The following is a 24,660-nucleotide window of genomic DNA, read 5'->3' on the forward strand; positions in this document are numbered from 1 at the left end:
TTTCTTTTAATAAATTTATCCTAAAGGACGAGGTTCGTTTTGTCAGTTTAGATTTTTCTTTTTAAATTTAGTTATACTTTTCTTTACGGTAATAGATAGTTTATATGTTTTTAGTCATTAATAAATGTTTTGTTTTTTATTTAATAAATGTTATTAGATTTCGAATGCAATGTATGTATCATTTTTGATGCGTAGGGGTGTTAAAATATTTTTTTAAGGGGGATGAATTGACTAGATCCATTATCTTACAGCATTTTATTTAAACCTGATTGTATTTACAGAATACAGGATGCGCCTCATGCAAGTTCGAATAAATTCGACTCGCTTCTCAGTTTTTACTATATTTGTACAAAACCTTTTAGTACCATGATTTTGAATCGTTTCTATTGTTTTTTGTTTATTCTGGTAGTCTATATATCTGCTACCGGGCAGCAAAAATGTTTTTTTGAACATTACGGGCCTGAAGACGGATTACCGCAGCATACCATAATGAGTATTGTACAGGATAAAAAAGGTTTTATGTGGTTTTCTACATGGAATGGGCTTTGTCGTTTCGATGGGTACAATTTCTATACATACAGGATTCAGCAGGGGGATAAATATCATATGCGCAGTAATCGCATAGATAATATATACGAAGACAAATACGGGTATATATGGACGCTCCCCTATGACCGGGAGCCTCACCGATTCGACCCCCATACCGAAACTTTTATGGGAATAAGGTCGGTCAAAGGATATGAAAATCTTACTTTTATCGCTACCAAGATAGAAACAATGCAATCGGGTAAGGTCTGGCTGTTGTCTGATAACATGGGCTGTGTTTGTGTTACCGATTCAACATTTGCTATAGAGACTTTTAATAAGGAAAATGGCAAATTGAACAGCAATAAAATATATGAAGTATATGAAGATACAGACCTGAATAGCTGGATACTTACCGATAACGGGCTCTATCTCTTGTCTAAAGATAATAAGATAACCAGTTTTTTTTCGGATAAAGCTTATATAGAATCCAAACCCGCTCAGAATTTTTATTCTGTAATGGAGCTGGAGGGCAGGATATGGTTTGGCTCTGATAACGGAAAAATATGGATTTACAATAAGGGAAATGGACAATCCGATTTATTACAGACCGAAACCGATTCATATGTTAGTCATATCCGGAATATTGATAATAATCAAATACTGATTGCTACAAGGAGCGACGGTTTCTTTATTTATGACCGTACATCTAAGGATTTAAAGAAGTATGATACATCGACTTTGGCAGGGATGCCTACTAATCATATAATATCATGTTACATTGACCGGTTGAAGAATATATGGATTGAATCAGATCAGGCAGGAGTTTCTAAATTTAGCCTGGAAACGGGGATTATGAAGCACTTCCGGATGAAAATAGAAAGCGTTGTGTCGAATGTATTCCCTTCTAATTTTTTTATTTTCGAGGATATAGAAAACCGTTTATGGGTACACCCCCGGGGAGGAGGTTTCTCTAGTTACGATTCCCAAAAAGATGGACTGATCCCGTTCTTTAATGAGCCCTATTCTCCAACCTGGAGATTTTCGAATATGATGCATACCGCTTTTTCCGACAAGCAGGGAAACCTTTGGCTGAGTACGCGTTCTCACGGATTGGATAAAGTAATATTTAATGATGAAGTATTTAAGACAATTGTAGTTGATCCCAACATTCATTCGACTATAAATAATGACATTCGCAGTGTTTTTGAGGATAGTAACCGGAATTTGTGGGTATCTACAAAGGGAGGGAAAATATTTGTCTATGACCAGTCATTAGCACAACAGGGATATATATGCAGCAACGGAAAGATAGAATATGGTAAGCCTCTGGAAGGTGTGACATACTGTATGATGGAAGATGCTGCTAAGAATATCTGGATAGGAACAAAGGGCGAGGGCGTATACAAACTTACCCCGGTAAATAATACATACAAAATAACGCAATACAAACATTCCGATGATAATATATACAGCCTGAGCAACAACAGTGTATATGCTATATTTCAGGATAATAAGATGCGAATCTGGGTCGGAACGTACGGTGGCGGACTTAACTTATTGGATGAAGGAAAAAATCACTTCCTGAATCATAGGAACGACCTTAAGGATTATCCGTTTCAGTATGGTTCACAGGTCAGGGCAATGAGTGCCGATAAATACGGTAATATATGTGTGGGCACAACATTGGGACTTATTATGTTTTCATCTGATTTCGGATCGGTAAATACTATCGATTATAAGTTCTATACACGGATACCAGAGGATAATGAAAGCATTAGCGAAAACGACGTCTACGATATTTATACGACCCGGAAAGGGGAAACTTATTTCGCAACTTTCGGTGGCGGTGTAAATGAGATTAAGGCTGTAGATGAAAATGGTTTTCCTTCCAAATTCTTATCATACACAACCAAAGACGGGCTTCCCTCAGATGTCGTATTGACTCTTACAGAAGATAAGAAAGGGAATCTTTGGGTTACATCGGAGGGTAATGTCACCAAGTTCGATCCGGAAAGAAAATCGTTCGAAACCTATAGTGAGATAAACAGACAGATAGAAGGACAGAATTTTTCGGAAGGAGCAAGGTGTACCGCTCAGTCGGGAATCGTATATGTCGGTTATTCGAAGGGTGTACTGTCTGTCGATCCGGAGAATATTAATAAAAGCACATTTACTCCGTATGTTGCATTAACTAAATTCCAGATTGCCAATAAAGATGTTCCTATCGGAGAAGATTCTCCTCTGAAAGCGAATATCGATGACTTGGATTATATAAAGTTGAATCACAAACAAAATTTTATCAATATTGAGTTTGTCGCTCTCGACTATATAGAACCCAGAAGGATCAATTATGCTTACAAACTGGAAGGTTTTGATCAGGATTGGATCATTACTTCCAAACAACGCATAGCCAATTATACGAATTTGTCACCGGGAAATTATGTTTTTCGGGTGAGATCAACAAATAGCGACGGTATATGGATGGATAATGAGCATGTATTAAATATAGAAATAACGCCGTCTTTCTGGCAGACAGGCTGGGCATATCTCCTGTATGTTATTCTCATCATTGCAGTTCTGTACGCTATATTGCGCACTCTGTTTGTGTTTTACCGTTTGCGGGACAAAGTGAAGCTGGAGCACGAAGAAACCGAAATGAAGACCCGATTCTTTACCGATATTTCACATGAAATACGTACTCCGTTAACTATGATTGTATCTCCGGTGGAGAATATAATAGAGAATGAAGGTACTCCGGGCGAAATAAAATCACAATTGCAACTGGTATTAAAGAACTCCAACAGGATGTTGCGTATGGTGAATCAGATATTGGACTTCAGAAAAATACAGAAAATGAAGCTCAATATTCAGGAGACACAGTTTGGGGATTATGTATCTGATATTTGTAATAATTTCTCAAAGACGGCCGAATATCAGAATATAAGGCTGGAATTTAATAACTGGGCCGGAGATGAAAGAATCTGGATAGACCGTGATAATGTAGAAAAGCTAATATTTAATTTGTTGTCCAATGCCTTTAAATATACATCTGATGATAAAACGATAGAAGTCAATGTCTTTAGTAATAAAAAAGATAATACTGTTGCCATCCAGGTGAAAGATGAGGGAGGGGGGATGACTAAGGATGTACTGAATAAACTGTTTACCCGTTTTGCGTCCTTTAATAAGGATAAAAATAAACCGAGTACAGGTATCGGCCTGTCCATTGTTAAAGAAGTGGCAGACAAGCATCATGCTAAGATTGTAGTAGATAGCGAAGAGAATGAAGGCTCCGTCTTTACCGTTTTCTTTCCTACAGGGATTGAACATTTGAAAGATGATGCAAATGTTTCTTTTACTTTTGTTACAAAAGATGTTGTTGCTGAAAAACATGAATCCGATGTTGCCAAAGAAAAAGCTGCAGGAGAAATTATGCCCGAAAAACCCGATGGAGGGATAGAGAAAGAAAATCCGAAAGAGACTATACTGGTCGTAGAAGATGATTCCGATTTGAGACGCTTTATTGTTTCTATATTGGAGCCTCATTATAATGTATTGGATGCTGCGGATGGGAAAGACGGCTATGATAAGGCTGTGGCAAATGTTCCGGATTTTATAGTAAGTGATATTATGATGCCGGAGATGGATGGTACCGAACTCTTACAAAAGATACGTTCTACGACCGAAATAAGTCATATTCCAGTTATCCTGCTTACAGCAAAGACCGATATGGAAACTAAACTGGATAGTCTCGATTACGGTGCCGATGATTATATCACCAAACCATTCAGTGTAAAATACCTGCGTGCCAGAATCGAAAATATCATTCGCCAGCGTAAGCGCCTTTACGATGTTTATTCTGCGGGCAGGATTTTGGATGTTACCGAACCGGACAAAGAAGAAGAATCGGGACACAAGATTACTCCTCAGGACGAAGCATTTATCAGGAAGATAAAAGAAGTGGTGGAAGGGAATATCGATAACAGTGATTTTGTGGTGGATGATCTTGCAAATGCTATTGCTATGAGCCGGACAGTATTCTTTAAGAAATTGAAAAGCCTGACCGGACTTTCGCCTATCGAATTTATCCGTGATATAAAAATAAAGCATGCAGCTAAGTTGATAGAAACGCAGCAATATACAATAAAAGAAGTTTCGTTTATGATAGGCATATCAGACACAAAATACTTTTCGCAATGTTTCAAAAACGTTTACGGGATGACTCCAAGCGAGTATAAGAACCTGAAAAATCGTTCATAATAATGTAAATATACGGGGTGAAACTAATTAAGTCAAAAATACCCCTTTATATTTGATTCGTTACTCCTATATTTGCTATAGGTGCAGAATAATGTTTACTTTTATGCAATTTTTCCAGTCACTCTAACCTTAAAAAAAGACCAATGAACAATTATTCTATTATGTATAAAAAGTCATTTTTTATTTGTCTGTTTTTGTTCTTACAGATAAACGTTTTCTTGTCGGCACAAAGCATTTCTGTAAAAAATAATTCGGGACAAGCAGTTGTTGATTATACCTTGGAGATCCCGGCGAATGAACTTAATCTCTCCTTAGGTAATTACATGGCGACTATAAATAATACGGATGTTCCCGTTGAAATAATTACGGATGCAAAAGGAAGGCAGCTGGCAATACTGCCTGTTGATAAAATAGAGGCTAATAGTGAAATTCTGATTTCATTAAGACCGGGTACAGCTGATGCTTACCCCAAACGTAGCTATGCTGAACTATCGCATAAAATAGGCGGACAATTCGAAGGTCATAAATATGTAGGTGGTTACTCATGGGTGAAGCCCAACTATATCAGCCTCCCCGGAACATTCAGAGATCATTCTTATTATATCAAATACGAGGGTCCGGGTTGGGAGAGCGATAAAGTTGCTTTCCGGTTCTATTTGGATAATCGCAATGCAATAGACGTATTTGGAAAAAAGACTTCCGATATCGTCCTTCCTGCTGTGGGTGTTGATGGTTTTGATAACTATCACAATATGGCAGACTGGGGAATGGATAATATGAAAGTAGGAACTGCTCTGGGAATTGGAACTATCGCTGTCTGGAACGGACAAAAAGCTGTCCGTGTAGAAAAGAAAGATAGTATGACCTGTTTTATTCCTGCTGATGGTAAAATACGGTCGCAAGTAAAAACAATTTATTACGGATGGGATGCGAATGGTATAAAATGTGATCTTACTTCGCTGATATCCATTGATGCAGGTAGCCGCGCTTCACGTATGGAGTTGCTTGTGGATAAAAAGATTAATATTGCTACAGGGATTATAAAAATAAAAGAAGCGGAACTTATCGTTAGCAATAGTAAGGACCGTAAATGGTCTTACATAGCTACTTTTGGTAAGCAAAGCCTGAATAACGATATGCAGGGCCTTGTTGTGTTTGCGCACACACGGCAAATTAAGGAGATAACAAGCGATGAACTGAATCATGTATTGGTCCTTGAACCGGAGGATGGCTATGTGGAATATTATTTTATGCCTACATGGGAGCTGGATAAGGAACCGGTTGTAACCAAAGACGATTTTATGAAATGTATAGATGAAGTACTGGCTCGCTTGAATAATCCGATAACATATACTATGAAGAATTAAAGTCAACTACAATAAAAACTTATATCATGAAACAACTTAATAAAACAACAGTAGAGAAAAAAGATTTACCTGTAAAAATACTTCAATTCGGCGAAGGTAATTTCCTTCGGGCCTTTGTAGACTGGATGATCGACAAGGCAAACAACGCAGGAGTAATGAATCACGGTATCATTGCCGTACAACCGATAGGCGGTGGTGAAAATATGGTAAAGATGTTCCGGGATCAGGATAGTATGTACCACGTTTACCTTGAGGGTATAAAAGACAAAAAGCCTGTGAAAGAAGTTGCTTTGGTAAAAAGCATCATGGATATTATGAATCCTTACAATCAGTATGCGGAATACGAAAAACTGTTTCTGAGCGAAGGACTCGAGATGATAATTTCCAATACTACAGAGGCGGGTATCCGCTACGAAGAGGGTGATGACCTGAATGCACTGCCACCGAAATCATTCCCTGCAAAGATGACAGCATTATTACACAAACGCTATCAGAAATATAATGGAGCAAAAGATAAAGGTCTTCTTATTATCTGCTGCGAACTGATCGAAGATAATGGCTCCACACTTCGCGAATATGTACTAAAACATGCAATACACAATAATCTGGAAGCGGGCTTTATTGACTGGGTAAATACATCTTGTCATTTCTATGATACTTTAGTAGACCGTATTGTGCCGGGATTCCCGCGTGAAAATATCAATGAGATCAAAGCTGAGATCGGGTTTGATGATAATCTGGTAGTCAAAGGTGAATATTTTCATGTTTGGGCTATAGGTGGCGATAGTGTCATTAAGGAGAAATTCCCATTAGATAAAGCCGGTTTGAATGTTCTCTTTATGGACGATATCAAGGCTTTCCGTGCCAAGAAAGTACGCATCCTTAACGGCTCGCATACCGCTATGGTCCCTGTGGCCCTCCAGCTTGGCTGCGAAACGGTAATGGATGCATTCAATACACCCGAAGTAGAAAAGTACATCAATAAGATGGTGGCCGAAGAAGTATTGCCATGTATAGATGAAGATCCGAAAGAACTGAAAGCCTTTGCCGCTAAAATTCTAGAACGCTTCTATAATCCGTATCTGAAACATTACCTGAAAGATATTTCTTTAAATTCCATCTCAAAATGGGAGACACGCGATTACCCTACGGTATATGACTGCTGTAAGAAACTGGATAAGGATGCAAAACTGACTACTTTCTCTTTTGCCGCTTTACTGGTGCTTTACACAGGACAATCAGCGGCAAAGAACTTCACACCGAATGATACCCCTGAATTTATCGAGTTTATACAGAAAACATACAATAAGAATGATATCAAAGGCTGGGTGAGAGGCATTGTGAACAATAAAGAGATGTGGAAGGAAAACTTCTCGGAAGTACCTCAGTTTATCGATGAAGTATCTAAGGATGTGGAATCGATATTGAATAAAGGTATGTTGACAGCATTGAAAGAGGTAATGGCTTGAAAAAGAAATAACAATGAAACAAGAAATAATCCAATGTGAAGAAAAGTTTCTGCAGGCTTTTAGGTCTTCGGATTTAAAAACGCTGGAGGAAATTATGCATGATAAGCTGATTTATAACAACGCTTACGGAAAGCTTCTGAATAAAGAGATGGATTTTGAAGACTTCAGGTCTGCCAATCCTGTAATAGAAACCGTAGAGTCTCTCGAACAGGAAATAGAATTGTTTGATGATACAGCCATTGTTTCTACAGTGGTTTACCTCAAAGGCCTGTTTATGAACCATGAAGTGGAAGACAAAATAAGGTTTCTCCGCGTATGGAAAAAGTTTGGAGAAAGCTGGAAGGTTATTGGGGCAGCAAGTGTAGGTATTAAATAGTGCAGATTCCTGAAATATAGTAAAAATTAGAAACGATTATGAATAACGATTGTTTATACTGCAATAAGAATCAGACACAACACGACCTGATGATTGAAATTTGCAAACTGAATGTATCTACCGTATACCTTTTCAGGGAGCAAACCTATCTGGGACGCTGTATTGTTGCTTACGAAGGTCATGCAAAGGAGTTATACGAACTGGACGATAATGCACTTTTGTCATATATGCAGGATGTCAATAAAGTAGCAAAGGCATTGAAAGATATATTCTCCCCTGCTAAAATTAATTACGGCGCTTACTCTGACAAATTGCCGCACCTACATATGCACTTAGTGCCTAAATATACCGATGGCCCGGATTTTGGTTCTACTTTTACGATGAATCCGCAGAAGGCTTATTTATCGGATGAAGAATATATGGACATACTGGCATCTATCAGGAGCAAGTTGATGTAAAACGACAGGCTTTAACAGGAAAGATGTCAACTATCAATAGAAAAAAAAGGAGAAAACTAAAATGAACAAATATCTTAAAATAGCCCCTACAGACAATGTCTGTGTGGCAATAGAAGACCTGAACGAAGGAGACATTCTGGATATAGAAGGCAAAAAAGTCACCATCAGGAATGCTATCCCTACAGGCCATAAATTTGCGATAGACGAGATAAAAGAAAACGAAGACGTTATCAAATACGGTTATCCGATAGGACATGCTACAACTGATATTCATATCGGAGAGCATGTACATACCCAGAATGTGAAGACCAATTTGCATGATGATCTCCAATACACTTATGTCCCGGTTCATCCGAAACTGGATATAAAGAAGAGTAACCTTACTATAAACGGTTATCTGCGCTACAATGGCGAAATGGGTATCCGCAACGAACTGTGGATAGTTCCTACCGTAGGTTGTGTCAACGGACAGGCACAGGCTATCATCAACCGTATAAAAAGCGAACTCGATGTTTCCCATATAGACGATATACGTGTATATACCCATAACTATGGTTGTTCCCAGCTTGGGGACGATCATGTAAATACCCAGAAAGCATTAGCGGCACTGGCCAAACATCCTAATGCAGGAGGTGTACTGGTAATGAGTCTTGGTTGTGAAAACAATCAACAGAAGGACTTCAAGAAGGTAATGGGAGAATGGGATGATAAGCGGGTTAAATTTCTTATCGCACAAGAAGTACAGGATGAAATTGAAACAGGCTTTCAGCTGATGAAGGAACTGGTAGAGAATATGCGTAACGACAAACGCGAACCGCTTCCATTATCGAAATTGAAAGTAGGACTGAAGTGTGGTGGTAGCGACGGCTTTTCCGGCATTACAGCCAATCCGTTGGTAGGGCAGTTCTCCGACTGGCTGATAGCACAGGGAGGGACAAGCATCCTTACCGAAGTGCCCGAAATGTTCGGAGCCGAAACTATCCTGATGAACCGTGCCGAGACAAAAAAAGTCTTTGATGATACAGTATTGTTAATCAATAACTTCAAGCATTACTTCCGTAAGTTCGATCAACCTATATACGAAAATCCCTCACCGGGTAATAAAGCTGGGGGTATTACTACCCTAGAGGATAAATCGTTGGGTTGTACCCAAAAGGGTGGCAACTCAGAAGTTGTGGATGTGCTGGATTATGGCCAGCCGGTAGTAAAACATGGCCTTAACCTGCTTAATGCACCGGGTAACGACCTTGTTGCTGCATCGGCACTAGCTATGTCCGGTTGTCAGATAGTACTGTTTACAACAGGTCGCGGTACTCCATTCGGAGCTTTTGTCCCTACAATGAAAATATCTACCAACAGCAAGTTGTATAATTTCAAGCAGAACTGGATAGACTTCAATGCCGGAGCTTTACTCGAAGGAAAGAGTATGGAAACCGTACTGAATGATTTCATCAACTTTACGGTCGAAGTCTGTGATGGCAAGCACCTGAAACATGAGGAGACCGGCTTTAAGGAGATAGCCATATTTAAGTCAGGTGTGACGCTGTGAAATCTTTAAACAGCTTCTAAACAAGATGTCAAAGAACCAATAGATAGAAAGGCTTTAGTCTGACCTGTACAGGTATATGGCTAAAGCCTTTTCTGTGAGAACCCTTAAAAATAACGTTAGTTTCAATTAGTGATAACCTCCCGGTTAGTTATTAGTATATGTGACATCAAAGTCCCAGCTCCATTTATCAAAGTATAAGTTTCCTCCCTTCCATTCCAACTCGCCACGCTGAAAATCTACTGTTTCGCTTCGTGGGTAAATCTTTTCGGGAAACAGAGGTTGGGAATAATCGTTATTGACTATCCAGCGGTACGCGTCCATCCCGTTAGAATATATGTACCTGACTTTTTCATCATCCGTAAACCTGTTGATGCCGAAAGACTGGTCCATCGGTATCCATCCCATACCTTCTATATAGAATTCGCTCCAGTCGTGCAGGTTCAGTCCGTCCGGATGCATCATAAATCCGCTTTGCCAGCGTGCAGGAATGCCATTGTAGCGAGCCAGCGTTATGAATAACAATGTTACCTGCCCGCAGTCGCCATGATTGTTTGCCAGTACGTAAGCCGGTATATTGTCTATTGTCGAATATTCCCGTGCGCCCGCCCAAGGGAAATTTTCATCTATCCAGGTGAATATCTTTTTCACCTTCTGGTAAGGGTCTGTTTCATTGCCAATGATACGTTCCGATATGGCTTTGATAGAATCACTGAAAACGATATGGGGAGCACGTTCGGAAGTATATGTCTTATACAGGTCGCTGTTCGTATCAAATGGTTTGACCTCTTTGCCCTCAAGATTGAACCATTCCGCCGCCGATTTATAAGAGAACTCTATCTCGAACTTCAACGGTTCATCTTTCTTTACGGTTTTCTCCATATATAATGTACGGTGTGCATATTTTGAAGGGGATATAATATAATTATCGTCATTTACCGACAACAACTTTATTTCCGATTGTCTGCGCTCATCCTCTCTCGGGTACGGAAGCCAGCATCTTACAACTTCACCTTCGGGTACTGCATTCGGTTTCAGCGTCACTTCATATTTTACTCTCATTGCAACGAGGGGCATTTGGGTTTTTCCTGTTTTTCCCAATACAGATACTATTTCCGGCAGATGTACTTTCAGGGTCTCTTCTTTTGCGTCTGTACTTGGCTTATCCACCTCCTTCTTCTTTGCGATAGCATTTTTATCCAGACGGAACAGGTTGCTCGCTCCACGGCTGAAATATTTTTTTTGCCCATCGATGACCATATGTTCCAGTGAATTGTCAGCCTCCCATTTGGCTAACATATCATCGTTTACTTCAGGATAATATTTTTGGATATATTCCATCACTTGTTCCTTATCTTTATTGAAGTCCAGAGCTATGCGATGCATTTTATCCTTTCTCCAGTTGAGGTCATAGATTGTATCGCCAGAAGGTTTATTCTCGGCAATATACAGGTCAATCAGATAGGACGCTTTCGTAAAGTTTCCGGCCTTTTCTTCCGTATCTATTTGCTCTAGACTCACAGATTTGGGCTGTTGGGTATTGCATCCCCATATTGCCAGTGCGATTATTATAAAATATAAGTGTTTCATAGGTATTGTTTTTTTTAAATTATTTATAGTAAAAATAATGGTAATCAGCCCCCTAACCCCCGGAGGGGGAATGCTAACGCGTCAGCTAAGCCTCCACGAGGAGAGGTTGGATGGACTAAAAAGGTGACAAAGGTAACACCTTTTCAATGCTTTTTTACTTGCGTCCTTTGAGTAACTCTTTGTGTCCTTTGCGGTAAAATCCTTTTCGTTACACTGAGGACTTTGTTAAAACCTGACACATCTGACACTTTTATATTGTTTTTCATTGTTACTTTTTTACTAAAACTCCTGTTACTCTTTTTACTCTGTAGAGTTTATATCGAATAAGATTATATGCATGTTGTTATCAGTGCTTTAATCGCCTCCACTTTTAAGTGGAGGAATAATAGTAACAATTGGTGAAGGGCTTTAGCCAAAAGATATTCGACTAAAGTCGTATTCATTTTCATCCTATATCCACGACTTAAAAGTCGTGGCAATTTAAAAAACTAAGAATTAGATATCTATACTTTTATTCGATATAAACTCTGTGTTTAAATAAAAAAGGTAACAAAAGTAACAGCTTTATTCTCTTTTGTAGGGGCGAATAAATATTCGCCCATTGTTAATTCGAAGGTATGTTAAAAAGTAACAAAGGTTACACTTTTTCATTCATTTGCTAATCAGTTTTTCAAAGAGCTATAAGCAAGCAGCTAAAGCTGGTAGCTTACTATATAGATAAATTTTTCTCAAATAAATTATTTTCATTACTCATTACTTGAAACTTATTACTTACTATTTCCCTATCCCTATTCCCGGCAAATCATTCAATATCAATTTCCCATCGACAACGGTCGTCCCTTTATAAATATCGTTACTTATCAACAAGTTTCCATCCAAGTCTGCCCAATCTACAGCAGGTGATAATTGAGATGCTGCTGAGATAGCGCAGGAAGTTTCCGTCATGCAACCTATCATTACCTGCATATTGGCTGCGCGGGCTACCGTCAGTATCTTCCATGCTTCTCGCATTCCCGTACATTTCATCAGTTTGATATTTACACCCGTAAAAGCGCCTTTGAGCCGCAATACATCATTCAAACGTTGGAAAGATTCATCCGCAAAGACGGGTAGGGGACTCCTTTCTGTTACCCAGGCCGAATCGTCGAGGTTGTATTTCGGCATCGGCTGTTCTATCATTACTATCCCTTTTTCTTTCAGCCAGTATATCATATCCAGTGCATGATGTTTGTCTTTCCAGCCCTGATTGGCGTCTATGGCAATAGGCTTGTCGGTCACTGTACGGATAGCTTCTATCATCTCCTTGTCATTGTCGCGTCCCAGCTTTACTTTCAGAATATTGTAAAGCGGCGCGGCTTCCCTGGTCTTCTCTTTCACCACATCGGCGGTGTCTATGCCTATAGTGAAAGTTGTGGACGGTGCTTTCGACTTATCCAGCCCCCATATTTTATACCACGGTTGTCCCATGATCTTACCCACAAGATCATGCAGGGCTATATCCACAGATGCTTTTGCCGCCGTGTTGTTTTCCGCTATTTTATCTACATAGGTGAGTATATCATCGAGCTCGAACGGACTGGAAAACTGGCTCAGGTCTATTTTTTTTAGGAAGTCCATAACAGATGCCTGCGTTTCTCCCAGATAGGGCGGGAGAGAGGCCTCCCCGTATCCGGTAATACCGTCATATTCGATCTCCGTCAATACAACAGGGGTTGTTGTACGCGAAAAATTAGCGATAGTAAATACATGTCTCAATTGCAGGTCGAAAGGTCTGAAGCTGAATTTCATTTTTCCTTTGCTGCCTGTAACCTTGTCTTTACCTTTCTGTGCGAATATGCTCAATGGGGAGCCGGCAGCCAGACCGGCACCAAGAGAGGCCAATGCTGTCTTTCTCAGAAAATCACGTCTTGATTGTGCCATATATTATTAAATTAAAAGTGAAAAACGAAAAATAAAAAATAATTAGCAGGTTCGGATATTAGCATATTAGCAAATGATATTGCCGCTTGCGCTCCATTTGCTGATTTTCAAATATGCTAATTCGCTAATTATCTCTGCTCCTTATATAACGGACTATTATTTATACTCCAGATTCCTTTAGTATCCACAGCACCGATAACTCGCGACGCCCGTACAAACTCGCGGGTATTTAGTTCGTCATAATTTGCTTTGGTCGAATCCAGACTGTTTATCCTTATATATCCCGAAGCGTGGATAAACTCTTTATCACCTTTGTAAAAGGCAACATGGCGTATCCGTTCTTTTTTTCCCTCCTGCGCTTTTTTTCCGAAGAACATCAGGTCACCCGGACGCAGGTTTTCGTAACCATTGCTTATATCCACAGGAATGCCGGTCTTTACCTGCTGGGAAGCATCCCGCATAAGAATAATTCCATGCATCAGCATCACTGTTTTGGTAAATCCGCTGCAATCCATGCCTTTGACGGATGTTCCGCCCCACGTATATGGGATGCCTTTAAGTGAAAGAGCCTTTTCCAAAATACTTTCTTCGGTTAGTTTTACAGACGTCAACCATTCTTCGTAAGGTTTGCTCTGGCTTTTCAATACATAAGCGATACGGCCGTCAGGATAAGATACCTTATAGAAGCGTCCGTTGTCGGCTTCCAGTTTCAGCATATTGCCGAATGCAAGGTCGGATACCCTTTGCTTCTTTTCATCAGGGTTTTCATATCCGAAGCCGTAATCACCTGTGAAAATGATTTTCTTTGCAGTTATCCATTTGTTGAAATCATCTTTTGTCATCCTTACAAATGAACCGCCGGTCGTCCATGCCACATAGCCTTCCGCGCTCTTTATCCGCCACCAGTCGTCGTGTTGCAAAACCTGTACAGGCGCACCCAGTAATAACTGGGTTCCCATTTCAGCGGCATAACTTGCACCCATGCGTGCATCTGCTACCGAAACGTTAATCACTCCATATGTTTTTTCTCCGACCGTTTCATCAGGTAATACACTGATGCTGTCTATTGCCGCCGGATTACTTTTCCGGATCTGTTCCAGCAAATCGACTTTAGCTTCGTTCAAAGAAGTCACCCCTTTTATGACAGGCTTACCTTCATTCTCCACCACTTTGATATCATATACATTGTCCCGCCTATCCGGTACATATTTCATTCTGACACTGTCTACGAGAGCATTAAGCTCAGGATAAGGTGTCTTTTCTTCTTTATTCTGACAGGCAGATAAGAAAATTAATGTTGCTGTAACTAGTTTTGTTATATTGTTGATTCTCATATTAGTTATTATTAAATAAAAGCGTTTATTGATATATTTTGGCTGTGGGAGGCTGTCTCAAAAGTATTTTTCACTTTCTCTTTGTCATGTTGAACGGAGTGAAACATCTCGTTTCTCAGAGTCGAGATCCTTCGTTTCTCTCAGGATGACAAAGAGAGTAACACTTTGATCGTGTAGTTTTACTTTTGAAACACCCTCCTATAAAACAAATGCGACAATAAATATTATTCATTACTAAATCATTTCTTATTAAACATAAAATTCAGAATGTTTTTCATCAGTTGGTCACGCAAAGGTGTTTCCCTGATTGTCTCGAAAGGGAAACCCAATACGCAGGTCTTATAATTATCATCAGAAGCTATCCCCGCGCTCAGGTTATTTTCGCTATACCTGAAAACAGTAAAGCTGTTTGCATCCGCAGGCTCTATGGCGTCGGGTGATTCTACCGCGTAACAATCCGAATTCAGTTCATTGTAGAAACTGTATGTTCCTGTGAGTTGTGTGAAAGGTGAAGCCACGCTTTTTACGTTACCTGTTACTGCTGCCTGCCCTGTCCGCCACTTATATTTCAATACCTTTTGCACGAATTCTTTATCTTCATTCTTTACAAATTCATTGTCCCAAAGGTCTGTACCCACATAGGCACCACTGATAAATATGTTTCCTCCCTTGTTGCAATAATCTGTTATTTTCGACTGTAATCCGTCAGGGAAAGTTTTAAACCGTGGGGGAAATGCACCCCGCCCGATTTTTGTTTGTTTCTGCTTCCCTAATATAAGATCTGTCAGTTTATAATTGTTCATATCGGCCAGACCGTTCATTACGGCTTCCGTATTAGCAGACACGAAAGAGTAGCCTGCATTTACGATGGATGTGCCGTGTACAAACGGATAATCGAATGTGTTGCCTGCGATTACAGTCGTTTCATAATTGGAATTGCTAGCCCCGAATCCGGCTGCGTCGTCGTCCATCCACGGTATCTTACGGCGAAACTCATACTGGCTTCCTATAAGGTTATACTGGCTCTTATCGGGTACTCCGTGGTCTTTATAGCTTAAGAATCCGGCAATGCTGTCGCTGCTGGCAAAGCTGTCGGGTGCAGATATACGTTGAAACCCGTTGACAATAAAAACCGTTCCTTTCTCATTCGATTTCCTGCAAACGGATAATATTTCGGACGGAAAACTTTCACCGCCTTCGTTTACCGCCGTTACTTTAAAACTATATATCTTATCTTTCTCTATATCAATGGTCGTCTGATTCCCCTTTACTAAGACACCATTATCGAAATCGTTGTTATCCGTACGGGTATAAACGATATAACTATTTGGTGTCGCGGTCGGTTCTGACGGGTCGTTTACCGGCAGCCATTGCAGTTTCACCTGAGTATCTCCTGAAAATTCGGTGCTGAATGATTTTATCGGCAACGGCGTCACTACATAATCGAAGTTGTACTGATAAGCGATGAATTTAAGTATGCCCTTATAAATAGCTCTGCTCGCCGTAAATTGGAAAGCCGGGTCGAGTCCGTAGCGCATATCGGCAAAATTCTGATGGGAGAGCAACTCCAGCAACATAGTCGGCACCTCCGGCATGCGCGCTTCGCTGTAATTGCGGTTCCATATATGGCGGCGTGTCCAGTTCGGCTCATATTCGGTGCGTATGTCTTTCACTATTTCGTCCATGATGAGGGAAGTAAGGTCACGGGAAGCGATTCGCGGAATGCCGTTCGCGAATATCTCATCGTTTATATGCGTCATGCAGATGGTCAGCGTGCCTATAATAGAATCATTGTAGGTTGTGCCCGCATCGCTATGGAAAGCCATTGCCATATCCAGAGGGATATTCAATCCTTTCCCCTTCGGGATAACAGGAGATCCTCCCGCCATATAATTTACCCATAAGCCACGGCTCTGATAATCGTCTGTATAATCGCTTTTTCCTTTCGTCCATCTGTACACACTGTCGGGAACACCCGCCCATTGCAGCCAGTAACGCGCACCTTCCGTGTAGCGGGGGTGATTGCTGGTTTCCAGTTCGTACTTTATCGGCGGAAATTTAGAAACAGTCGTATCATCCGGTTGTTTCAGGTTTTCGGGATCGGTGGTACGTGCGATATTTCCCATACCTCCCCCTATTTTTATAGCATCGGCAGTAATTATCTGCCCGCTTTTCGCACTTTTGTTGGATAAGGTGATCTTACAATTCTCATTTTTACCTTTGTCGAAGGAAAAGAATCCGAGAAATATCCATGTACCGCCCCCCATAGTTTGATTGATGCTGAACTCCGTTTTTCCTCCGGAGTGATACACGGTATAGCGGGCATCTTCGCTGCTGTTTTTCAGGCTGGCATAAGATATATACACTCCGTATTTTCCTTTTTCCGGAATGTCGGGCAACCATTCGCAAACGCTTTCATTGCCTTTACTTATGGTTTTCACCTGCCGGTATGTACCATCCCGGAATGGATTTTCCAAGTCCAGATAAACTTCTTTCAGCTGGGCGAATCCGGCGCTATCCCCCTTTGTCCATGCTTCTTTTCCTGCTGTTTCTTTGTAAACAGAATTGTTGAGAGATTTATCGTTATCTACAATTATTTCATGTTTTTGTGTATCCCGTTCGCGTGGCAGGAAAACATTTGCTCCCGCGTTCTCGAGCATAGGAACAAGGTATGGCAAAACATAACCTTGTGTGAACAAATCCTCTACAGTCTGAAAGACCCGTGCACGCTGCCATTCCCAGCGGGATAGCTTTTGCTCGTAGTACCAGCCGTGACTTTGCCACATGGCGATATGGCGGTTCTGAAGGCCTTTGCTGCTCTTTACAGGATGAGACAGGCGTGTTATTAACGGCTTATCAACTTTGTTGGTAAATTTTTCTTTCCTGACGAGCGGAATATAGTCTTCTATTTTGTACTTGTCGGAAAAAAGTTCGACCTGATAATTTTTCATATTATCCGGCAGATATTCCTTCACTCCCGCATATATGTTGTCTACCAGTTGCCTGTCGAATCCCCCAAAGGATAGATTAACATTGGCAAACAACTGAATCTTCTTTTTCTGTATATCAACAGAGTCAATCGTTACAGGGCGTATACGCGTTTGCTGATTAATGGTCTTGGTGAGGTATTCACCGATCTTATCAGTCGCATCTTTTGTTATTTCCTGCGCCCTTATCCCGGTGGATGTAAGAGACAGGATAAAGGAGAAAAATATAAATAAGAACGTTATCTTACGGCTTCCCATAATTTTGAGTTTTATATATTATCTATTTTTCGTAACGAAGCAACCCTAGCAGCCCTTCGCCACTTGTATAAATACATTCTTTACCGTTTAACGGATAAACGGTGTTGATTATAGAATTTCCAATTTTGTGTTTCCAGAGCAGTTTGCTCGTTTTTCCTTCGATAGCGAAGATGATTCCGTTTTTGGTGCTTCCAAATACTACACCATCTTTTTCGACAGGCATAGAAGGTGCATGATCGTATCCATAACCTACATTTGTCGCCCAGATTTGTTGTGGTTTACTACTTGTAGCGGAGTAACAGACAACACTGTCCTGCATCGTTTTACTGTATAATCGCTCTTTATCTTCTGATAAGCCGATGGTTTCCCTGACTTTCCAGTCGGACATCCTCCATATAGTTTCTCCCGTATTGGCATCAACAGCGGTCATAACACGGTCGGGAGCTGTGAAGAATACTTTGTCGTGCGCAGCGACAGGCCATACTGCAGCCGGAGAATAAAGGATTCCTTTCCTGCCTTCTGCCCATTTCCAAAGCAATCGGCCTGTATGTTTGTCCAAAGCGTACATTGTTTCATCCCATGCACCGAAAAAGATTTTGTCTTTGTAGATCAACGGGCGTGTTTCAATATATCCTTTTACTTCAGGGAATTCCCATGCCAATTTTCCTGTTTTAATATCGATGGCCCTGAATGTATTATCGCTGGCTCCAATGTAAACAATGCCATTGTCGATGCCGGCAGAACCTAATACAGCTTTATCTACGCTATACTTCCACCGCAGGATTCCTTTTTTAGCATCTAGGCAATATATGTTCTTATCGGCAGAGCCAAATACGACAACATCCTTGTTAACTGCGGCAGTGCCCACGATACGGTTTACGGAAGTGAAACTCCAGTCTTTAGTACCATCTTTTACGGAATAGCATGAGAATATGCCGGAATCATCGCCGGCATACACTTTGTCTCCTGATATTACAGGAGATGTATAGAATGCGGACCCGTTCGATGTTGTCCAAATTTCTTTTACCTGTGGATATTCATTATTAACGGAGAGGTCATGACCTGAACAGGTTTTATTATCCGCCGTATAATATTCCTTTGTCAGAGAATAAGCACCCCACCTGACAGGTTCTTGTTTTATCTTTCGTTCATATACGATAATGGAATCAGAGGTGACATTGAATATAGAATATCCTCCGATATTGTCTTGTTTGTCCCGCAAATTGGAGCGACAGATAAAAGCCGGAATTCCGTCGTATGAAAATAACCTGTTGCTATGGTAATGCCCGCCGATAAAGGATTTGATGTTATAGCTACGGACAGCGTTGGTCAGGTCGCACCAGTTATCTACATCGCTGTCGAGCAAAGGATAGTGGGTGACCAGAATCACAGGCTGTCCGGATGGCATGGCAGCTAGTTCCTGTTTCAGCCAGCTAATGTCCTGTGGGGCTATGTGCCCGTCCATCATACGGATGATAGGACCTGTATTGAACCCGAAAAAACGGATACCTCCATACTCAAAATCGAAGCGTTCCGAGCCGAATATATGTCCGAAATCGGTAGCTCCCGACTCGCTCCATTTGGTTTCGTGGTTGCCGGATATGGCGTAGTATTTTACGTTTAGCCGGTCCAGTATATCTTTTGCTTTTCGCAAAGATTGGTAATCTCCCGATTCGCTGATGTCTCCCGTTACCAGAACAAACCTTATATCTTTGTTTGTATTAATATCGTTGACCGTATTTATCAGGTCCTCTTCCGGGAGCGGATTGTTGCGGTTGAGATGAATATCGGTTACTACGGCAAAACGAAAGTCCTGTCCTCTGAAAACTATGGATATTAGCAATAACAGAGAAAAGGTAATATACTTTTTTACTATGTGTGCTGAAATATTCATTTACTTAACCTTTATAATAGATGCAGCTACAACATTTGCTACTATTTCACGAAGACGTGATACAGCGCCTTTATCATCGGGATGTACCCTGTTGGTAAGCAGTATAACCGCAGTACCGGAGTCGGGGTCTATAGTAATAGATGTTCCCGTATAGCCTGTATGTCCGTATGCGGATACATCGAATAAATCTCCGTCGCTGGCATAGCCGGAATATACATCCCATCCCAGTGAGCGGCCGAATTCCTCAAACCCTTTCGGTACGGAGCGCATGGCACGGACAGTTAAAGGGCTTAATATGCGTATACCGTCAATCTCTCCGTCATTCAGCAGCATTGCGGCAAGTATGGCAATATCTTCCGCATTGGAGAATACGCCTGCATTACCCGAAACCCCACCATTCATTATATTTGCCAGCGGGTCGTGTACTTTTCCTTTCAGTACCGAACCGTCAGCCTGCTTTTCGGTCGGAGCCGTCCATTCGAGTGTTTCGCCCGTAGGATTGTAATCGGTATGTTTCATCCCCAGCGGACTGAATATATTTTGTCTGGCGAAGTTTTGCAGGCTCATGCCGGATATATTTTCTATGATACGCTGGAGGGTTATAAAGTTGAGGCAACTGTAATCAAATACTTTTGTTGGCTCATTATTACGTTTCACATTCGATATATAGGTAATTAATCCATCGGGATTCGGAACAGTATATTGTTTCTTTAATTCTTCTACGGGAGCATAGGGTGGAAGCCCTGAGGTATGGGTTAATAAATCGATAATCCTTATATTCCTTTTTCGTCCTGTTATAGTATCTGTCCATGGCTGGAATCCGGGAATATACATAGCTACCTGGTCCCTTAGCCTCAACTGTCCCCGTTCCAGCAGTATCATTGTAGATATTGCCGTAGATACAGATTTGCTTAACGATGCGAGGTCAAAAACAGTATTTGTAGTCATTGCTACTGTTTCAGGATAAACTTGTTTATTACCATAGGCTTTCAGATAGGCGAGTTTTTTATGTCTTACCACAGCTAGTACAGCTCCGGGGATATCCCCATCCTGAACAGACTGGTTGATCGTATTATCTACATATATCAATTTCGACTTATCCATACCTGCTTTTTCAGGGTTAACCAATGGCAGAGACTGGGCGAAAAGTGTGCTGCATGCCAAGGTTAATAATATGGAGAGAATTATTATTCTTTTCATTATGTCAGACTTATTTTAGTTATATGTGAGGTTGTATCAAAAGCCAATCTGCACTATCAAAGTGTTACCCTCCTTGTCATTCTGAATGTAATGAAGAATCCCGACCCTCCAGATACGAGATGTTTCACTCCGTTCAACATGACAGAAAGACCGTGAGAATTACTTCTGACACACTCTCACAACAGAAATTATGAAATATTTTTTCCATTACTTAATACAGATCTCTAAAAGTCAATCACTGATGCTCAGCTTTATAAGCATCCACTGCCTTTTTTACCGACCCGTGCAATAACAAGAGCCGTTGCGCCTGCTCGTAGTCCAGTCCCAACTCGTCTATAATCATACGGGTTCCTCTGTCTACAAGCTTGTCGTTGGATAGTTGCATGTTTACCATGCGGTTTCCTTTTACCCGTCCCAGTTTAATCATGGTAGAGGTAGTAATCATATTTAATATCATCTTTTGGCCTGTACCCGATTTCATACGCGAACTACCCGTTACAAATTCGGGGCCTACAATCATTTCTATCGGAACATCCGCCTCCTGAGACAGAGGTGAACCGGGGTTGCTGGAAATAGAGCCTGTGAGGATTCTGTTTTTCCGGGCTTCGCGCAAAGCCCCTATAACATAAGGGGTTGTACCCGATGCCGCAATGCCTATTACCGTATCTTTTTCGTTGATGTTATATGCCTGTAAGTCGCGCCATCCCGCATCCAGATTATCTTCTGCTTTTTCTACCGGATTTCGCAAAGCTGTATCTCCTCCTGCGATGAGGCCTATCACAAGTGTATTAGGCATACCGAATGTAGGCGGTATCTCTGATGCATCCAATACCCCCAGTCTTCCGCTTGTACCCGCTCCCATATAAAATATGCGTCCACCCTGTTGCATACGGGGAATGATCTGTGATACGAGTTTTTCTATCTGAGGTATGGCTCTTTCTACAGCTAAAGCAACTTTCTGGTCTTCCTTGTTTATATCTGTGAGAAGTTCGAGGACAGATTTGTTTTCCAGATTGTCGTATAATGATGGTTGTTCTGTTATTTTTATAAAGGACATTTTTAATTAAGAATTAAGAATTAAGAATTAAGAATTAAGAATTAAGAATTAAATGCACCTACCGCCTGTTGGCTACTATAATATGTGATGAGTCCTTCCATCGGGGACTGGGTAATTTTGCCGATTTTCAGACCTAAATCTTCACCCGCCTTTCTCAGTATTAGTTGATAGTGAAACGCAACTGATCCTGTGAGGTGTACATCATAATCTTTATGTTCATACTGCATTACATTTTTGATGAAGAAGTCTTTAAATGCATTATATACCAGATTATATACCGTACTGTCATTGATATTCCCGAGAATGAATGGAGACAAACTGGCCAGAAATCTGTTTGGTGTGGGCTGACGGTATACCTTTTCGAGAATAACGGCCGGAGTCAGATTGTATTGACTAAGAAAATTTTCTTTTATTCCCGGAGTCAGTTGATTTTTAAGACATGCGCCTATAAACAAACGGCCTAACACAGCACCACTTCCTTCATCACCCAGAATATAACCTAATGGCGAAACATTTGAAATAATGTTTTCCCCATCATAAAAACAAGAATTTGATCCTGTTCCAATAATGCAGGCTATACCGCTGTTGTGACCACATAATCCTCTGGCTGCGGCAAGTAAGTCACTACCTACTTCTATATTTTCCACTTTGAAATTATCGGCAATAGCAGCCCTTACTATTTCATTCTTTTCGGGGAAGGCACAGCCCGCTCCGTAAAAGTATATGGCTTCTATTTTATAGCCGGACATATCCGGAGCGAGCGAAATTCTTAGTTCTTCGCTGATTTCTTCGCGTGTGCAGAAGAATGGATTTGCTCCTTTTGTGAAAATTTGTTTTACCAGTTGACCTTTGTTTATTAAACACCAGTCAACCTTAGTCGAACCGCCATCTGCTAATAAAATCATATCTATCGTTCTTTACGTTATCGTTATCTTAATGCTCTAATTCTTTTTTACCTTTGTCTTCTTTGTTAATAATAACAAACCTATGAATGTAAATGCCGCATTCATTATCAGTAGTTCATAACTGAAGGAATATCCGTTGAGCCATTTCTCAGAGTTCAGGTCTATTATAAGACAAAGTAGTGGAGATAGGATTGCTACAAGTGGGATGTATTTATCTTTCACTGTCAGTTTGGTAAATATACCAAAAGCAAACATCCCCAATATCGGCCCGTAAGTGTAGCTTGCTAATACATAGACTGCATTTATTACCGACGTATTATTTAATAAATTAATAACAATAATAACTATTCCCATAACAATGGCCATCGCCATGTGTACTTTTTTTCTTTTGTTGGCTGTTGTGCTATCCGACCCTTTTTTAGAACTGCCTAATATGTCGACAGTGAAAGATGTGGTCAGGGAAGTCAATGCCGAGCCGGCAGCTGCGTAGGCCGCCGAAATAAGTCCGATGATAAACAGTATTCCTACTATTACAGGAAAATATCCACCTGTGGCCAGCATAGGGAATAGTTCATCGCTCTTTTCCGGAATAGCTATACTGTTGCTCGCTGCAAACATATACAAAAGTACTCCAAGCATTAAAAATAGTAAAATAATGACAATCTGAAGAATACCACTTACGATAAGATTCTTTTGGGAGTCTTTCGGATTCTTGCAACTAAGGTTTTTTTGCATAAAGTCTTGATCTAGTCCGGTCATTGCAATCACCGTAAACACTCCCGCGAGAAACTGTTTGAAGAAATATCTTTTGTCATTTATATCGTCAAAGAAAAATATTTGCGAATAATTATTGTCATTGATCGCCGACAACATACTGCCAAAACCGAAACCCATATCGGAAGCGATGTAATAGATACACATAATCACCGAAACGATGAGGCATAATGTTTTGAAAGAATCGGTCCATATCAGCGTTTTTACACCACCCTTGTATGTATATAACCAAACCAGCGCAATAGATACGGCCACATTAAGAATAAATGGTAACCCGAATGGTTCGAATACGAGAAACTGAAGTACGGCACACACTAAGAATAAACGCACTGCTGCTCCAAGCATTTTGGAGATGAAGAAGAACCATGCCCCTGTCTTATATGAGGATATCCCAAAACGGTTTTCGAGGTACTCATATATTGAAGTCAGGTTCATCTTATAGAATAAGGGAATCAGTACGAATGCGATAATGAATTGCCCTACTGCGAAACCTATAACCATTTGCAAATAAGCAAAATTGTTTACGGCTACCATACCGGGTACAGATACAAACGTAACGCCTGATATAGCTGATCCGATCATGGCAAAAGCGACGATGTACCATGATGATTTCCGGTTGCCTACAAAGAAACTTTCGTTATCGGCCTTACGGCTCGTTATATACGATATGCCGAACAGAACGATAAAGTAGGCTATAATGGTAATAAGTATTAATATTGGATCCATGTTTTTAGTTA

14 protein-coding genes and 1 pseudogene are annotated in these 24,660 nt (G+C 40.6%); 6 read left to right on the plus strand and 9 right to left on the minus strand.

Annotated elements, in window-relative coordinates; genetic code table 11:
- Positions 1-366 precede the first annotated feature (366 nt).
- The 6 genes from QZL88_RS16130 to QZL88_RS16155 all read left to right on the plus strand — a co-directional run bounded on the left by QZL88_RS16130 (position 367) and on the right by QZL88_RS16155 (position 10,007).
- Positions 367-4,788: a hybrid sensor histidine kinase/response regulator transcription factor gene (locus QZL88_RS16130; protein WP_296942794.1), complete on the plus strand. Its 4,422-nt coding sequence runs from the start codon at positions 367-369 to the stop codon at positions 4,786-4,788.
- A gap of 143 nt (positions 4,789-4,931) precedes the next feature.
- Positions 4,932-6,155: a DUF4861 family protein gene (locus QZL88_RS16135; RefSeq protein ID WP_296942796.1), complete on the plus strand. Its 1,224-nt coding sequence runs from the start codon at positions 4,932-4,934 to the stop codon at positions 6,153-6,155.
- Between the two features lie 26 nt (positions 6,156-6,181).
- Entirely contained in the window at positions 6,182-7,624 is a 1,443-nt protein-coding gene (locus QZL88_RS16140) for a tagaturonate reductase (RefSeq protein ID WP_296942798.1), read from the plus strand.
- A gap of 13 nt (positions 7,625-7,637) precedes the next feature.
- Positions 7,638-8,000 carry a nuclear transport factor 2 family protein gene (locus QZL88_RS16145; protein WP_296942800.1) on the plus strand — a complete coding sequence of 121 codons (363 nt, stop codon included), beginning with the start codon at positions 7,638-7,640 and terminating at the stop codon, positions 7,998-8,000.
- Between the two features lie 38 nt (positions 8,001-8,038).
- Positions 8,039-8,458: an HIT family protein gene (locus tag QZL88_RS16150; RefSeq protein WP_296942802.1), complete on the plus strand. Its 420-nt coding sequence runs from the start codon at positions 8,039-8,041 to the stop codon at positions 8,456-8,458.
- A 61-nt stretch (positions 8,459-8,519) separates the two neighbouring features.
- Entirely contained in the window at positions 8,520-10,007 is a 1,488-nt protein-coding gene (locus QZL88_RS16155; protein WP_296942804.1) for an altronate dehydratase family protein, read from the plus strand.
- 144 nt (positions 10,008-10,151) lie between these two features.
- Here QZL88_RS16155 and QZL88_RS16160 read toward each other — a convergent pair whose 3' ends face one another.
- The 9 genes and pseudogenes from QZL88_RS16160 to QZL88_RS16200 form a co-directional block, all read right to left on the minus strand.
- Positions 10,152-11,594: a transglutaminase domain-containing protein gene (locus tag QZL88_RS16160; RefSeq protein WP_296942806.1), complete on the minus strand. Its 1,443-nt coding sequence runs from the start codon at positions 11,592-11,594 to the stop codon at positions 10,152-10,154.
- Positions 11,595-12,368: 774 nt separating this feature from the next.
- Positions 12,369-13,514, minus strand: coding sequence for a dipeptide epimerase (locus QZL88_RS16165; RefSeq protein ID WP_296942808.1), 1,146 nt, complete (start codon positions 13,512-13,514; stop codon positions 12,369-12,371).
- 128 nt (positions 13,515-13,642) lie between these two features.
- Positions 13,643-14,848, minus strand: a complete 1,206-nt coding sequence (locus QZL88_RS16170; RefSeq protein WP_296942810.1) for a C40 family peptidase — start codon at positions 14,846-14,848, stop codon at positions 13,643-13,645.
- Between the two features lie 239 nt (positions 14,849-15,087).
- Complete coding sequence (locus QZL88_RS16175) at positions 15,088-18,093, minus strand: xanthan lyase (protein WP_296942811.1); 3,006 nt, start codon at positions 18,091-18,093, stop codon at positions 15,088-15,090.
- 22 nt (positions 18,094-18,115) lie between these two features.
- Positions 18,116-19,987 carry a PQQ-binding-like beta-propeller repeat protein gene (locus QZL88_RS16180; protein ID WP_296942812.1) on the minus strand — a complete coding sequence of 624 codons (1,872 nt, stop codon included), beginning with the start codon at positions 19,985-19,987 and terminating at the stop codon, positions 18,116-18,118.
- A gap of 15 nt (positions 19,988-20,002) precedes the next feature.
- A pseudogene (locus QZL88_RS16185) lies at positions 20,003-21,187 on the minus strand (serine hydrolase); the annotation flags it as partial.
- A 235-nt stretch (positions 21,188-21,422) separates the two neighbouring features.
- Positions 21,423-22,244 carry an N-acetylmuramic acid 6-phosphate etherase gene (gene murQ, locus QZL88_RS16190; protein WP_296942813.1) on the minus strand — a complete coding sequence of 274 codons (822 nt, stop codon included), beginning with the start codon at positions 22,242-22,244 and terminating at the stop codon, positions 21,423-21,425.
- Between the two features lie 41 nt (positions 22,245-22,285).
- Entirely contained in the window at positions 22,286-23,149 is an 864-nt protein-coding gene (locus tag QZL88_RS16195; RefSeq protein ID WP_296942815.1) for an ATPase, read from the minus strand.
- A 36-nt stretch (positions 23,150-23,185) separates the two neighbouring features.
- Positions 23,186-24,649 carry a sodium:solute symporter gene (locus QZL88_RS16200; protein ID WP_296942817.1) on the minus strand — a complete coding sequence of 488 codons (1,464 nt, stop codon included), beginning with the start codon at positions 24,647-24,649 and terminating at the stop codon, positions 23,186-23,188.
- Positions 24,650-24,660 lie beyond the last annotated feature (11 nt).

Origin of the sequence: uncultured Dysgonomonas sp. (assembly GCF_900079725.1) — a bacterium.
GTDB lineage: Bacteria > Bacteroidota > Bacteroidia > Bacteroidales > Dysgonomonadaceae > Dysgonomonas.

Excerpts from the sequence above, each read along its gene's own strand:
- QZL88_RS16140 (WP_296942798.1), top strand. The coding sequence starts at position 6,182 with ATGAAACAACTTAATAAAACAACAGTAGAGAAAAAAGATTTACCTGTA.
- QZL88_RS16200 (WP_296942817.1), bottom strand. The coding sequence starts at position 24,649 with ATGGATCCAATATTAATACTTATTACCATTATAGCCTACTTTATCGTT.
- QZL88_RS16130 (WP_296942794.1), top strand. The coding sequence starts at position 367 with ATGATTTTGAATCGTTTCTATTGTTTTTTGTTTATTCTGGTAGTCTAT.
- QZL88_RS16195 (WP_296942815.1), bottom strand. The coding sequence starts at position 23,149 with ATGATTTTATTAGCAGATGGCGGTTCGACTAAGGTTGACTGGTGTTTA.
- QZL88_RS16155 (WP_296942804.1), top strand. The coding sequence starts at position 8,520 with ATGAACAAATATCTTAAAATAGCCCCTACAGACAATGTCTGTGTGGCA.
- murQ (WP_296942813.1), bottom strand. The coding sequence starts at position 22,244 with ATGTCCTTTATAAAAATAACAGAACAACCATCATTATACGACAATCTG.
- QZL88_RS16160 (WP_296942806.1), bottom strand. The coding sequence starts at position 11,594 with ATGAAACACTTATATTTTATAATAATCGCACTGGCAATATGGGGATGC.
- QZL88_RS16145 (WP_296942800.1), top strand. The coding sequence starts at position 7,638 with ATGAAACAAGAAATAATCCAATGTGAAGAAAAGTTTCTGCAGGCTTTT.
- QZL88_RS16150 (WP_296942802.1), top strand. The coding sequence starts at position 8,039 with ATGAATAACGATTGTTTATACTGCAATAAGAATCAGACACAACACGAC.
- QZL88_RS16180 (WP_296942812.1), bottom strand. The coding sequence starts at position 19,987 with ATGAATATTTCAGCACACATAGTAAAAAAGTATATTACCTTTTCTCTG.
- QZL88_RS16170 (WP_296942810.1), bottom strand. The coding sequence starts at position 14,848 with ATGAGAATCAACAATATAACAAAACTAGTTACAGCAACATTAATTTTC.
- QZL88_RS16175 (WP_296942811.1), bottom strand. The coding sequence starts at position 18,093 with ATGGGAAGCCGTAAGATAACGTTCTTATTTATATTTTTCTCCTTTATC.
- QZL88_RS16135 (WP_296942796.1), top strand. The coding sequence starts at position 4,932 with ATGAACAATTATTCTATTATGTATAAAAAGTCATTTTTTATTTGTCTG.
- QZL88_RS16165 (WP_296942808.1), bottom strand. The coding sequence starts at position 13,514 with ATGGCACAATCAAGACGTGATTTTCTGAGAAAGACAGCATTGGCCTCT.